Raw genomic sequence first — 13,672 nt, forward strand, 5'->3', positions numbered from 1 at the left:
GGCGCCGCTACTGGACCGTCTGCCGTCACGCGCCGGGCAGTCTGCCGGCGCCACCTTCGTCGGCCGGGACGGTCACCCGCCGCCGGTAACCTTTGCCCAGTTGCAACCCCAGCCAGGCGAGCGCCAGCACGCCCGGAACAGCCGCCAGCGCGACGCCCGTCGTGGCGAGGCCGGCGATCGCGTACAGCCAGCCGCCGAGGGCATCGCCGGCGCGCGAGAGCAGCGTGTCGATGACGTTCTTCGCCTTGTACCGCGGCTCGCGCTCGACCGCCGTGAACAGCGCCTCGCGGGCCGGGCGCAAGAGGCCGTGCCCCCCTGCCCGGGCGATCACCTGGATGCAGAGCACCGTCGCCAGCGCCGGCAGCACCGCCAGTGCCGCCAGCGGCAGCACCAGCAGCAGTGGCACCGCGGCAAGCGTGATGCCGAGCCCCAGTCGCTGCATCAGCCGGCCGGCGACGAGCGCCTGCAGCGCCAGTGCAAGCAGATTCACCCCGAGGTCGAGCATCGCGAAGAGCTGCGTGCGCGACTCGGCGGTCAGCGCGGCGGCCTTGACGAGCCGGGCCTGCTCGAAGTAGACGAAGGTACCGACGACACTTTGCAGAACGGCGAGCAAGGCGATCATCGCCAGGTACGGCGAGCCGAGCACTTCGGCGAGACCGGCGAAGACGCTGCCACCGACCGGCTGGCCGTGGTCGCCGCGCCCGCCCGCGTCAGCCACTCGCAGGACGCACAGCAGCGATGCCAGGATCAGCGTCGCCGCCACCAGCAACAGGCCATGGACACCGACGACATGGACTGACAGGGCGGTGATCGTCGGCCCGATCAGCGCACCGGTGCTGCCCCCTGCGGCAATCATGCCGAACAGCCGGCGCGCCTGCGCGTGCCCGAAGCTGTCGGCCATCACCGTCCAGAAGAGGGAGACGACGAGCAGGTTGAAGACGCTGATCCAGACGAACAGCGCCAGCGCCGCAGGCAAGGCGACGCCGCCGGCGATCCAGGCGTGGAAGGCCGCCAGGACCAGCGTCGTGCAACCGAAGACCGCCAGCAGCAGCCGGCGACGTGACAGGCGGGCAGCGGCCCAGCCGTACAGCGGGACGAGCACCAGCATGCCGCCCAGCGCCAGGGTGAAGCCCCATTGCAGATTCTCCGGGCCAATCACCACCCCCATCTCCTCACGCACCGGGCGCAAGACGTAGTAGCCTGCCAGCAGCAGGAAAAAGCCGGAGAACGACCAGAACAGCGCCCTGCCCTCGCCCGGACGGCAGTCGACCAGTTGCCGCCACCGCCAGATCCAGGAGGCCACCGGCGCCGTCATCGCGAACCCCGCAAACCACGGCCGGCGGCAACGATGACAAGGATCGCTGCCGTCCGGTCGGCGCAGGGGCATCCGGGCGCGGCAGGCAGGAAAGTCTGACTGGTCATGATGGCTCCATCCGCACGCCTGACCCGGGGACGAATTGCCGTGGCGTGATCGGCAGCATGCTACGGCAGGAAGCCGGCCGGCGGAATGGTTCATAATCCCGCCGGTTCGCATGGATCAGCTGCGGCAGGCATTCAGCCCAGCCAGCCGCGACACGGAGGGACCCTTGAGCATGCCGCCGCGCCGCATCGCGCACCTCGACATGGACGCCTTCTATGCCTCCGTCGACCTGCTGCGCTACCCGGAACTGCGCGGTCGGCCGGTGGTGATCGGCGGCAGTGGTGCGCAGCAACCCGTCCTGCTGGCCGACGGCAGCCGCCGCTTTGGCTGCCTGAGCGACTATGCTGGCCGTGGCGTCGTCACCACCGCCACCTACGAGGCACGCGCACTCGGCGTCTCGTCGGCGATGGGCATCATGAAAGCGGCCCGCCTGGCGCCCGAGGCGATCCTGCTGCCGGTCGATTTCCCCGCCTATCGCCATTACTCGCGACTCTTCAAGACGGCGGTCGCCGGCATCGCGCCCGACTGCGAAGATCGCGGCATCGACGAAATCTACCTCGATCTCAGCCGGCTGGCCGGCGATTCCCGCCCGCTCGCGCAGCGCATCAAGGACGCGGTGCTCCAGGCGACCGGACTGTCGTGCTCGATCGGCGTCGCGCCCAACAAGCTGCTGGCCAAGATCGCCTCCGATCTCGACAAGCCCGACGGGCTGACGATCCTCGCCGGCGACGATCTCCGGCAACGCATCTGGCCGCTGCCGGTACGCAAGATCAACGGCATCGGCCCGAAGGCGAGCGAGCGGCTGTCGCTGCTCGGGATCGAGCGCATCGGCCAGCTGGCCGAAGCCGACGCCGGCATGCTGCGGCAGCACTTCGGCCGCGGCTATGGCGCGTGGCTGCTGGCCGCCGCGCACGGCATCGACGACCGACCGTTGATCACGGCCGCGGAGCCGAAATCGGTCAGTCGCGAGACCACCTTCGAGCGCGATCTGCACCCGCGCGACGACCGCGAGACCCTGAGCGCCGTCCTCGTCGGTCTCTGCCGCAAGCTGGCCGACGATCTGCAGCGCAAGCGATGCCGCGGCCGCACGATCGGCGTCAAGCTGCGTTTCGCCGATTTCCGCATCGTCACGCGCGACCTGACGCTGGCCGCGGCGACCGATGCCGCCGCCGACATCCTGCGCGCCAGCCGCGAGTGCCTGCGCCGCGTCCCGCTCGAACAGCGGCTGCGCCTGCTCGGCGTGCGGGTCTCGGCACTCGCGGCCGCTGGCGCTGCCCACCCTCCGCGCCTGCCGCAGCAGGGCGAACTCGATCTGCTCGAGCGCGATCGCCAGCGATGAATCCGCCGGCCCGCCAGGCCCCCTTCGCGGGCGGCTCACGCGGCAGCGCTGCGGCCCAGCGCCAGGCGCAGATCGACCGTCCCGCGATCGGCGCCGCTGCGCTGTTCGAAGCCCAGTTTGCGCGCCAGCCCCTGCATGCGCAGGTTGCCGTCGAGGGTCTCGCCACGCAGTTCGCCGATGCCCTCGCTGCGACAGTAGCGAACGAGGCTGTGCAGCAACGCCGCGCCGAGGCCCATGCCCTTGATCTCCGAGGCCACGACGATCGCGAAATCGGCAACCGCCTTGCCCGGTTCGCTGACGGCGCGCACCTCGCCGAGGACGCGTTCGCCGGCGACGCCCGCGTTCTCGATCGCCACCAGCGCCATCTCACGGTCGTAATCGATCTGCGCAAAGCGCGCCAGGCGGACGCGTGGGAGACTGCGGATCGCGTCGAAGAAGCGCATCCGCGAATCCTCGGGTGCGAGCGAATGCAGCAGTTCGCCGAGCAAGGCTTCGTCCTCCGGGCGAATCGGCCGGATCGACAGCCGCCGGCCCTGCCAATCCAGCGACTGCTCGAGATCCTTGGGGTAAGGGCGGATGGCGAAGCGATGGCCGCCAACCGCCGCCGTCTGCGCGGCAACGTCGATGCAGGCATCGATCGCGAAGACACCGTTCCTCTCGACATGCAGTGGATCGAGTTCGACGCCCACCACCTCGTCGTTGTCGGTCAGCAGTTGCGACAGCCGGACCAGCGCCTGGCTGGCGGCCGTCTGCAGTTCGCTGCGTGATTCATCCGGCAGCTTCGCGAGAATGCCGCTGCGCGCCACCAGATCCCGCGCCAGTGTCAGGTTGAGCGGTGGCAGGGCGACGACGACGCGACCGGCGCTCGAGCCGCTGCGTGCTGCCGGACCGAGGACGATCAGCGGCCCGAAGACGGCGTCGACGGCGACGCCGAAGCGCAGCGGCGGAGCGCCGCTGCGCGCGGCGCTCGGTCGCACGCGATAGCCGCTGACGCGTGCCGCCGCCTGCTGCGTGCGCAGCGCGCCGCGCAGCCCACGGGCAGCGAGCCGGATATCGGCCGGCGACCGCAGGTCCACTGCCGCCGCGGCGCAATCGGCGCCACCGCTGCCGACCAGCGCGAGGTCGACCGGGTAACCCACCTCGTCGGCGGCGAGGATCGCCGCCTCGATGCTGCCGCTGACCGGGTGCGCGGCGAGGACGATGCCGTAGGCAGCCAGCAACCGGCGTGCCTGCGTCACAGACAGCCTGCCGGCACGCGCAGCGACCGCCTCGCCGACGGCGCTGCGCGCAGCGGCGAGATCGGGCGCGAAGTCCTCGGCGCGTGACGCCGGCAACTGCAGCAACAGGCGGCGGTTGTGCAGGTAGCTGAGAACGCCGAGGAAGACCGCGATCGCCCGTTCCGGCGATTCGTGGCTGATCACCCCATGTTCGGCAGCGACCCGCTGCGCCGCAAGCATCGACTTGCCGCCGACCCAGCAGGTGAACACGTTGCGCTCGCTCTCCCGGGAAACCTTGCAGATCGCCTCGGCGACCTGCGGACCCGGCGCGAACGGCGACGGCGAACAGACCGTCAGCACATTCTGCGTGCCACTGTCGGCAAGCACGCAGGCCAGCGCCGACGCCCATTGCCGTACCGTCACGTCGGCCGGCAGGGCAATTGGATTGGCCAGTGGCGACCGCGTCTGCAGCAGTCCCTCGAGACGCTTGCTCGTCTCGCGCGACAGCTTGCCGAGCCTGCCACCGCAACGCAGCAGCGTTTCGCCGGCGATGCGCCCGAGACCATGCCCGTTCGCCAGGATCGTCAGGCGCTCGCCGCGCAGCGGACGCATGCGGGCCATGCCCTCGATCGCCTCGAAGACGCCGCCGAGCGTGTCCACGCTCACCCAGCCGGCGCGCCGCAGCGCCGCTTCGTAGACCTCGTCCGGCGGGAAGCCCGAATCGCCATCGCCCGCCAGCGCTCGGCCACGGATGGCGACCACCGGCTTGTGGCGGGCGGCAGCGCGCGCCGCCGACATGAACTTGCGACCGGCCGGTACGCTGTCGAACTGCACCAGGATCGCCTTCGTCTCACCGTCGCCGGCGAGCCAGTCGAGGACGTCGGCGAGATCGACATCGAGCCCCGCGCCGAGATGGAGCACGGTCGAGAAGCCGATGTCCTTGCTGCACGCGCGATCGAGTATGGCCGCCGTCATGGCGGTCGAATGCGTCACCAGGGCGATCTTGCCCGCCGCGATCGCCACCGGCGCCGCACTCGCGTTGAGATGCTGCGCCGGAACGACGAGGCCGCCGCTTCCCGGTCCGAGCACGCGCATCAGGAAGGGTCGCGCCGCCGCGAGGATGCCCCGCTGCGCGGCGGCGATCTCGTTGCTGCGCATGCGGTGCCACAGCCACGGCCCGACCACCACGGCGCGCGTCCCCAGACTGCCGAGCTGTTCGATGATCGACGGCACCTTGTCGAGCGAGGCGCAGATGACGGCGAGGTCGGGAACCGCCGCCAGCGGATCGACACGCACCCCTGCAGGCAGCAGGAACAGCTTGCGCTGGCGGGCGACGACCGACATCACCGGACCGCTGAAGCCACCGCCGGCGAGGTTCGAGCGCACCACCTCGGCGTAGCGGCTCGCCTCGTCGGGCTCGGCGACGATCGCCACCGACTCCGGACGGAAGAGGAATTCGAGGTTGCGGACGGTCATCGCGGTATCGTCGGCTGCTTTCCGGGCCGCGGCCGTGGTGTCGGGCCCGCCGCCAGTGTGCCACGTCCGGCCGGATTGTGCGAACGACGGCTTGCTCGCGGCAGGAACCGCGGCCATTGACCGCCCGAACGCCCGCTACCCCCAGCTCGCCGGGGAGGCGCTCAAGCCCCGGGCTGCGGACGTCTAACGCACGGCCGGCGCGCCCGGCCCGCCCGGCCCGCCCGGCCCGCCCGGCCCGCCAGGCCCGAAGCGACCGCCCTGCCCCATCCGCTCGAGGCGCGTCTGGACGAACTGCCGTGCCTTCTCCTTCTGCGTCACGTCGAGACTGTCGTACACCGCCAGCCAGCGCTCGCGCCCCACCTCGCGCTGCTGGCGCGCGGCGTCGCGGACATCGTCCATGCGCGTCAGCACCGCGCGCAGATCGGCCCCGGGCTTGCTGACCAGAGCCAGGACCTCGGCCCGCTGCTGGCGCATCCGCTCGCCCATCTCGCGCATGCCGTTGCGCGTGAACTGCTCCGCCTCCTGCCACAGCGCCTCCTGCCGCGCGTCGAGCTTGAGTTCGCCATGCAGCCGCGACATCTCCTGCAGGTGCCAGCCCATGCGCTGCTCCATGCGCGGGCCGCCGGCGCCACAGGACTCCGGCCGCACCGCCAGGGCGCCGCCGGCGGCGCCGAGCGACAACAACAGGGCAACGACGACAACGCGGGATTTGAACATCGATTTCATTTTCTGACTCCTTTTCGTCGGGTGGTGATCATCGATCGCCGCTGCGCGGGAGGCGTCGTTGCCGTCCCGCTGGCGATGGAGCCATTCTGCCGCGCCGCCCGTTGCAAAGAATTGCGCCGGCAGTGGCCGCCGATTGCAAATTGTTGCCTCGCCGCAGGTCGCCCGCAGGGGTGGCATAGAATGGCAAGCATCGTCAACCCGCGTACGCCCATGAAGAAGATCCTGCTGATCGACGACGACGCCGAACTGCGCCAGTTGCTCGCCACCTACCTCGGACGCCATGGCTTCGACACGCTGCTGCTGCCCGACACGCGCCAGCTCGACGCCTTCATCGAGCGCTACCAGCCGCAACTGCTGGTCCTCGACCTGATGCTGCCGGGCGAGGACGGCCTGGCCGCCTGCCGCCGCCTGCGCGCGCGCGGCGAAACGCGGCCGGTGATCATGCTGACCGCGCGTGACGAGCCGGTCGACCGCGTCATCGGGCTCGAAATGGGTGCCGACGACTACCTCGGCAAGCCTTTCGACCCGCGCGAACTGGTGGCGCGCATCGAGGCGGTGCTGCGCCGCGCCGCGCGGCCGCCGGCGGCGCCCGATCCCGCCGGCGGCATCGTCCGCTTCGGCGACTGGCTCTTCGACCGGGGCGCGCGACAGTTGTCCCGCGGGTCGGCGAGCGTGCCGCTGACCAGCGGCGAGTTTGCGCTGCTCAACACCCTGGTGGCGAACGCCAACCGGCCGATGAAGCGCGAGCGCCTGATAGAGCTGACGCGCGGCGAGAGCAGCGAAGCCTTCGACCGCGCGATCGATGTCCAGATCCACCGCCTGCGCCGGTTGCTCGAAGTCGATCCGGCGCGTCCGCGCTACCTGCAAACCGTCTGGGGCGTCGGCTACGTCTTCGTCCCCGACTCGGCCGGCGACGGCACGGCATGACGCTGCGCGTCTTCCCGGCGTCGCTCGCCGGCCGCACCGTCCTGCTGGTGATCGCCGTCATCGCCGTCGCCGAGCTCGCCACCTTCTCGCTCATCGCGCACTTCCGCCGTGGTGCGCACGTCAACCACACAGTGCATCTCCTCGCCGGTCAGGTGCGCCTGCTGCAGATCGTCCTGCCTGGGCTCGACGCCGGCGCCCGCGCCGCGCTCGGCGCTGCCGACGCCGGCGAACTGCAGTTGCGCGCCGATGGCGCGGGTGTCCCGCCGCATCGCCCGCGCTTCCCGTTCGCCCGCCGCCTCGCCGACGCGCTCGAACAGCGTCTCGCCGAACCGGTCCTGCTGCGCCACGCCGGACCCGGGCAACGCAGCGGCCTGTGGGTCGGATTCACCGCCGCCGGCGAGCGCTGGTGGCTGGTCCTGCCGCCGCCGCGTCTCGAACCGCAGGCGCTGCCGACCGAGCTCTGGCCGTTCCTGGCGGCGACCCTCGTCGCCGTCCTGCTGATCGCCGGACTCTTCGTCCGCAGCATCGTCGGCCCACTGGCGCGGCTTGGCGAGGCGGTCACCGCCACCGGCGACGGCAGCGCGCGCACGGTGACCCCACAGGGTCCGCGCGAAGTGCGACAGCTCGCCGAGCGGCACAATGCCATGCTCGGCCAGCTTGCCGCCGCCGCCGCCGAACGGCGCGAGATGATCGCCGGCCTGACGCACGACCTGCGCGCGCCGCTCACCCGCCTGCGCCTGCGGCTCGAGCTGCTCGCCAGCGACGGCGAGCGTGCCGGGCTCGAGCGCGACGTCGACGACATGGAGCGCATCGTCGGCCAGTGCCTCGCCTTCCTGCGCAGCGAGGGCGGCGAGGAAGCCACACCCGCCGTCTGTCTGGCGGCGCTGCTGCGCGAGGAGACCGGCCGGCAGCAGGAACTCGGGCGGCCGCTGGCGCTGACGATCGACGAGTCCGCCGAGGGCTGTCGCGTCGCGATCGGCAGCGGCAATCTGCGGCGCCTGTTCGACAACCTCGTCGACAACGCGCTGCAGCACGGCGCACCGCCGGTCGAGGTGCGACTGGTGGTGGCCGCCGACGGCGCCGCGCTGCTCAGCGTGCGCGACCACGGACCGGGAATCGCCGACGGCGACCGGCAGCGCGCGCTCGAACCCTTTGCGCAGCTCGAACCGGCGCGCGCCACCGCCGGCAGTTGCGGCCTCGGACTGGCGATCGTCCGCCGCATCGCCGCCGGCTGTGGCGGCGAGCTGAGCCTCGAGGATGCAGCCGGCGGCGGTCTGCGGGTCGTCGTCAGGCTGCCGGCGGCACAGCCGGGGTGACGCGCTGGCGACCGCTGCAGACCGGAGGGACAGACAGGAGCACACCGGCCGGATCGCTGGACCCGGCGGGTCGGCCGCGACCTCTCCAGCCGAGGACCAAGCTGGTGGGATTTCTCGACAGCGGGCTTGCGCGACGAGTCGGGCGGCGCCCTGGGGCACGAGGCGCGCGGCCCGCGCGGCCGTTCGCCGTTGCGGGATGAGCGTGCGTCCGGTAGCATAGCCGCCGCGTTCGCAGGGCCGGTCGATGGCCGGGCAGAAGGCAACCTGACCTGCACCAGGCGCCGGCGGGCACAGCGGGCAGCGGTGGCGGAGTACCCTGGGCGCACTGCTGGACGACCTGCGTCGTCCGGGCGCGTGTTCCGGCGCCGTGCGCCGGGTCTGCCTGGCGACGCTGCTGTGGCTGGAGGCCACCTCGAGGCACATGGCGGTGAATCCGCCTGTACCTTGCCGCACCGCTGCGGCTGGCGGGCGCAGCCGCACGGCTGGGCACCCCGGCCAGTGGTGTCCCGGGGCCGCGCTGCCGGACACGCGTCCAGGGCCAGCTCCGCGGCGACGTCGCTGATCCGGGACGTGAGCGGCCGGGCGTACGGGGCGGGCGACAACGCCCGTCGTTGTCGGACTGGCTTCCCTTTCCACCCGCCAGGAGCAGTCAGCATGTCGGTCGATGCCCCCCGGGCGCCAGCTGCCCAAGGTTCCTCCCGCCTGTGGCTGGCCTGGCTCGTCTATACCGCTTTCGTCGTCTACGGCAGCCTCGTCCCGCTCGGCTTCCACCCGCGGCCGCTGAGTGATGCGCTGGCCGAGTTTGGGCACATTCGGATGCTCAACCTCGGAATCGATCAACGCGCCGACTGGGTGGCCAACGGCGTCCTCTACCTGCCGCTCGCCTTCCTGACGGCAACGGTGCTCGGAGCAGGAAGACATTCCCGGCGGCGCATCCTTCCCGTGGCTGGTGCGCTCGCCTTCAGTCTCCTCGTCGCCGTCGGCGTCGAGTTCCTCCAGCTGTTCTTTCCGCCGCGTACCGTGTCGATCAACGACGTCCTTGCCGAGTCCGTCGGCAGCATGATCGGCGCGCTCCTGGCTTATTCCCATGCGCGGCACTTGCGCCAACTGGCCGATTCACTGGCGCAGCGGCGGGCCGGGTTGCTGCCGGGCCTGCTGATCGCCTATGCCCTTGCCTATCTGGCGTATTGCGGCTTTCCCTACGATTTTGTCGTCTCCACGGCCGAACTGCAGGCGAAACTTGCCTCGGGCAGCACGGCCTGGTTCAAGGCGGAGAACAACCAGCGCGGCCCCCTGCTGGGCGTCCTGACGCTGGCTGTCGAAGTGCTGGCGGCCGTACCGCTCGGCTTGCTGCTCGGCCGCTGGCTGTCGCCCGCACCGGTCAGACGGCTGCTGCTCGGGGGTCTTGCCAGCGGACTTGCAATCGGGCTGCTGATCGAGCTGGGACAGCTGTTCATCTATTCGTCGGTGAGCCAGGGGATATCGGTGCTGACCCGGGCTGCGGGAGTCACGGCGGGCGCCCTGCTGTCCCGCTCGCCCTGGCGTCTGTCCGACGTCGCCCTGTTGCTGAGGCGTTTCCTGCCCGCGCTGTGTGGACTCTACGCACTGGCCCTGATCGGTGTCCACGGCTGGCTGAACAGGCCGTGGGGAGGGATCGATCAGGCCGCCCGCCGCTTCGCCGACGTCAACTTCCTGCCCTTCTACTACCACTACTACACCACCGAGATGGCCGCCCTGACCAGTCTGGTGTCGGTCGCGTTCATTTACGCCCCGATCGGTGTCCTTGCCTGGGTGGCGCACCTCACTCCCCGGATCGCCGGCATCGTTGCCGCGCTGGCCGCGTCGATCATCGAGGTGGGAAAGCTGTTCAATGGACCGGCGCACCCCGACCCGACGAACGTGCTGCTGGCGACCCTGTCCGCCTGGGTCTGCGTCCGCCTGCTGGCACGCCTGGCCGCAGCCAGCGAGCCGCCGCGAAGCGATGCCGACGGGCCGACAGCGCCGCGTCTGCCCACGAGCGACGACGAACGGCTCGCTCGCCGCCACCGGCAACCGGCGACGCGGCGTGACGGGCAGGAATCGGGCCTGGCGGCGGCAGCAGCCGCGGACGACACGCGCAGCGGGCAGCGCAGGCCGTCGGCCGCCGCCTGGATCACGGCCACGGCGCTCATTGCGGCAGCGGCGTGGGGCGTCCTGTCCCATCCCCTGCAGCCGGCCCTTCTCGGGCTCATGCTCGCCGCCTGCGGTTTCCTCGTCTGGCGCCATCCGCCGGCACTCGTGGTGATCGTCGCCGCGGCTGTGCCGATGCTCGACTTCGCCGCGCAGACCGGCTGGCTGATGCTCAGCGAGTTCGACCTGCTGCTGCTGGTCGTCTGGGCAGCAGTCCTCCTGCTGCCGCGCAGCCGCCGCTCGCCGCTTCCCTTCGATCTGCCCTTCGCCCTGGCAGCGGGCGCCTTCGCCCTCTCCTGGGTGAGCAGTCTGGTCGTCGGCCTGCTGCCGCTACAGGCTCTGGACGCCAACGCCTTCGCCAGCTACTACAGTCACTACAACGCGTTGCGCGTCGCCAAAGGGGCCCTCTGGGGGCTGACGCTGCCGTTCCTCGTCGCCCGTTCGGTCCCGTTGACAGTCGATGTGCGTCGCCTGTTCGCCCTCGGCATGGTTGCCGGCATGGCCTGGACCATCGCCGATATCGCCTGGGAGCGCAGCGCGTTCGTCGGGCTGCTCGATTTCGACCAGCAATACCGGGTCAGCGGACCTTTCTCGGTGCTGCATGTCGGCGGCTCGGTCCTCGAGTGTTACCTCGTTCTCGCACTGCCCTTCCTCGCCTATGCGATTGCCAGGTGGCAGCACCCGCTTCTCCGCCTGGCCGGTCTGCTGCTCTTTGGCGGAGCGGTCTACGGCGTCCTGGTGACCTACTCACGAGCCGGTCTTGCGGCACTGGCTCTGACGGTCGTGCTCATCGTCCTCACCTTCGCCTGGCACGTCTATCGCCGCCCGGGCGGTCGCCCGGTGCACCTCGGCATCGGCCTGTCGTTCGCCGTCGTTGCGCTGATGGCAGCGATACCGGTTGTCACGGGCTCTTTCCTGCAGTCCCGGCTGAGTCACGCGCAGACCGACACCGGGGTTCGCTTCGCCTATTGGCACAACAGCCTGGCGATGATCGACGGCGACTGGCCGAGCCGCCTCTTCGGCATGGGCCTCGGTCGCTTCCCGCTAACCTTTTACTGGCGCAGCACCCATGGCGACAGGCCGGGGACCTACCGCTTCGAAAGCGAGAACGGCAATACCTTCGTCCGCCTGGGCGACGGCAGCGGGATCTATCTGGATCAGACGATCGCCCTTGAGCCGCAGACCGACTACCGGCTCTCTTTCGACGCCCGCAGCAAGCAGCCGGTCGCCGAAGCGCGTGCCTTCGTGTCGATCTGCGAGAAGCGCCTGATCCAGTCCCAACGCTGCGTCACGCCGCTCCTGCGCCCGGATGCCGCGGTCGCGGGCTGGCAGCGATTCAGCGTGACCTTCAACTCCGGGAAGATTTCCGAGCGTGCGCTGTGGCTGCGTGCTCCCGTCAAGCTGTCACTGCACAATGGCGGCGGCGTCGTCGACGTCGACAATCTCGATCTGCGCACCGACGGCGGTCGAAACCTGCTTCGCAACGGTGACTTCGAGCGCGTGAACGAGCGCTGGTGGCTGACCGTGGACGATTACTGGCCCTGGCACGTGGAGAATCTGTGGCTGCACACCTTCTTCGAGCAGGGCTGGTTCGGTCTGCTGAGTCTCGCCCTACTCGTCGCTGGCTCGCTGCTGGCGATAGCCCGGCGCGTCTGGCGCGGCGAACTGTTCGCCGGCGCGCTGCTTGCGTCGTGGGCCGGAGCGCTTGCGGTCGGCGCACTGAACAGTCCGAATGACAGTCCGCAGATCGTCTTCCTGTTGCTCGTCCTGGCCTGGCTCTCCTTCGGCGTTCCGCCTCGGGCGCAGACAGGCGGCCGCGATTCGTCGCGCACCACGTAGGGATGTCGTGGCTTGCCGGCAACCATCCCGGGGTCGAGCGCGGGCAAGTTCCCGACGCGCTCGATGGCGAACCGAAGCCGGCGCGCCGCGTCAGTGGCCGGCGCCGCTCGAGCAACCCGAACGCCGCATCGATCGCGCCGCACGCGATGCGGTGGCCGCAGGAACTTCCCGCCCGCAGCCGGGCCCAATTCCGTCCGATTGACAGGAGATGCAACGAATGAACGAGCAGGAACAGAGCGCCATCCTCACCCTCAGCCTGATGGCTGCCTTTGCCGATGGCCGCAAGGATGAGTCCGAACGCGCCGAACTGAAGCGAATCGCCGATGCGCTCGCCGGCGAAGGATCGATCAACCTCGCAGCGCTCTACCAGGACGTGCTGCTCAAGCGGGTCTCGCTGCCGGCGGCGGTCGCCATGCTGACGAGCCCCGAAGCGCGCCAGCTCGCCTTCGAGATGGCGGTCTGCGTCTGTGACGCCGACGGCGTCCAGTCGCCGCCCGAAAAGCAGTTCCTTGCCGACCTGCGCGCCGCGCTGGCGCTCGACGCGCAGCAGTCGGCGGCGTACTCGCAGCAGGCGGAAGAGATTGCCGCGCTGCCGGTGGCGTGGGGCCACAGCGCCGGCGAGCCGCCGCCTGCCGCTGCGGCACCGGCGGCGGCCGCTGCTGCCGGCTACGCCTCGACGATGAGCGAGGAGGAGATGGACAAGGCCATCCTCAACGCCTCGATCCTCAACGGCGCCCTCGAACTGCTGCCCGAATCGCTGTCCACGATGGCGATCATCCCGCTGCAGATGAAACTCGTCTATCGCATCGGCAAGTCCTACGGCTTCGAACTCGATCGCGGCCACATCAAGGATTTCCTCGCCACCCTCGGTGTCGGCCTGACCTCGCAGTATCTCGAGCAGGCCGGCCGCAAGCTGCTCGGCGGCCTGCTCGGCAAGGCCGGCGGCAAGCTGCTCGGCAGCATCGGCAAACAGGCGGTCAGTTCGGGAATGAGCTTCGCCAGCACCTACGCCCTCGGGCACGTCGCCAGGCGCTACTACGCCGGTGGTCGCAGCCTCTCGACGCAGACGCTGCGCGACAGCTTCGAGCGTGTCCTCGGCGAGGCCAAGGGCCTGCAGACGCGTTACCTGCCCGAGATCCAGGCGCGCGCACGCAGCCTCGACACGGCACAGGTCCTCGACCTCGTCCGCCGCGGCTGAACGCCGTTGCGCGCCTGCCGGCAGCCACCGGCAGGCGCGCCGCAG

The 13,672-nt window shown here is 70.5% G+C and carries 8 protein-coding genes; 5 read left to right on the forward strand and 3 right to left on the reverse strand.

The annotated features are described in order from the left end of the window. Window positions 1-25 precede the first annotated feature (25 nt). Window positions 26-1,303 (reverse strand): MFS transporter, encoded by a 1,278-nt coding sequence (locus NFW30_RS08885; protein ID WP_295351104.1) that lies wholly within the window; start codon window positions 1,301-1,303, stop codon window positions 26-28. A gap of 283 nt (window positions 1,304-1,586) precedes the next feature. Between NFW30_RS08885 and dinB the strand changes: the two genes are divergently transcribed. Next, window positions 1,587-2,759, forward strand: coding sequence for a DNA polymerase IV (gene dinB, locus NFW30_RS08890; protein ID WP_295351101.1), 1,173 nt, complete (start codon window positions 1,587-1,589; stop codon window positions 2,757-2,759). Window positions 2,760-2,794: 35 nt separating this feature from the next. Here the strand turns inward: dinB and NFW30_RS08895 are convergent, their stop codons facing one another. Together NFW30_RS08895 and NFW30_RS08900 are read right to left on the reverse strand one after the other, a co-directional pair. After that, window positions 2,795-5,452, reverse strand: coding sequence for a GNAT family N-acetyltransferase (locus NFW30_RS08895; protein WP_295351097.1), 2,658 nt, complete (start codon window positions 5,450-5,452; stop codon window positions 2,795-2,797). A 183-nt stretch (window positions 5,453-5,635) separates the two neighbouring features. Next, entirely contained in the window at window positions 5,636-6,178 is a 543-nt protein-coding gene (locus tag NFW30_RS08900; protein ID WP_295351095.1) for a periplasmic heavy metal sensor, read from the reverse strand. 180 nt (window positions 6,179-6,358) lie between these two features. On the opposite strand from NFW30_RS08900, the gene NFW30_RS08905 reads away from it, so the two are divergent. The 4 genes from NFW30_RS08905 (at window position 6,359) to NFW30_RS08920 (ending at window position 13,627) form a co-directional block, all read left to right on the forward strand. Further along, the gene (locus NFW30_RS08905) at window positions 6,359-7,105 is read left to right on the forward strand and encodes a response regulator (protein WP_295351092.1); all 747 of its coding nucleotides are present in this window, start codon (window positions 6,359-6,361) and stop codon (window positions 7,103-7,105) included. Then, window positions 7,102-8,421 (forward strand): ATP-binding protein, encoded by a 1,320-nt coding sequence (locus NFW30_RS08910; protein ID WP_295351089.1) that lies wholly within the window; start codon window positions 7,102-7,104, stop codon window positions 8,419-8,421. Before NFW30_RS08905 ends, NFW30_RS08910 begins: the two co-directional genes overlap by 4 nt. A 654-nt stretch (window positions 8,422-9,075) precedes the next feature. Then, window positions 9,076-12,429, forward strand: a complete 3,354-nt coding sequence (locus NFW30_RS08915; protein ID WP_295351086.1) for a VanZ family protein — start codon at window positions 9,076-9,078, stop codon at window positions 12,427-12,429. Window positions 12,430-12,646: 217 nt separating this feature from the next. Then, complete coding sequence (locus NFW30_RS08920) at window positions 12,647-13,627, forward strand: DUF533 domain-containing protein (RefSeq protein WP_295351083.1); 981 nt, start codon at window positions 12,647-12,649, stop codon at window positions 13,625-13,627. Window positions 13,628-13,672 lie beyond the last annotated feature (45 nt).

The sequence above is a fragment of the Accumulibacter sp. genome (assembly GCF_023806635.1).
Taxonomy (GTDB): Bacteria; Pseudomonadota; Gammaproteobacteria; order Burkholderiales; family Rhodocyclaceae; genus Accumulibacter.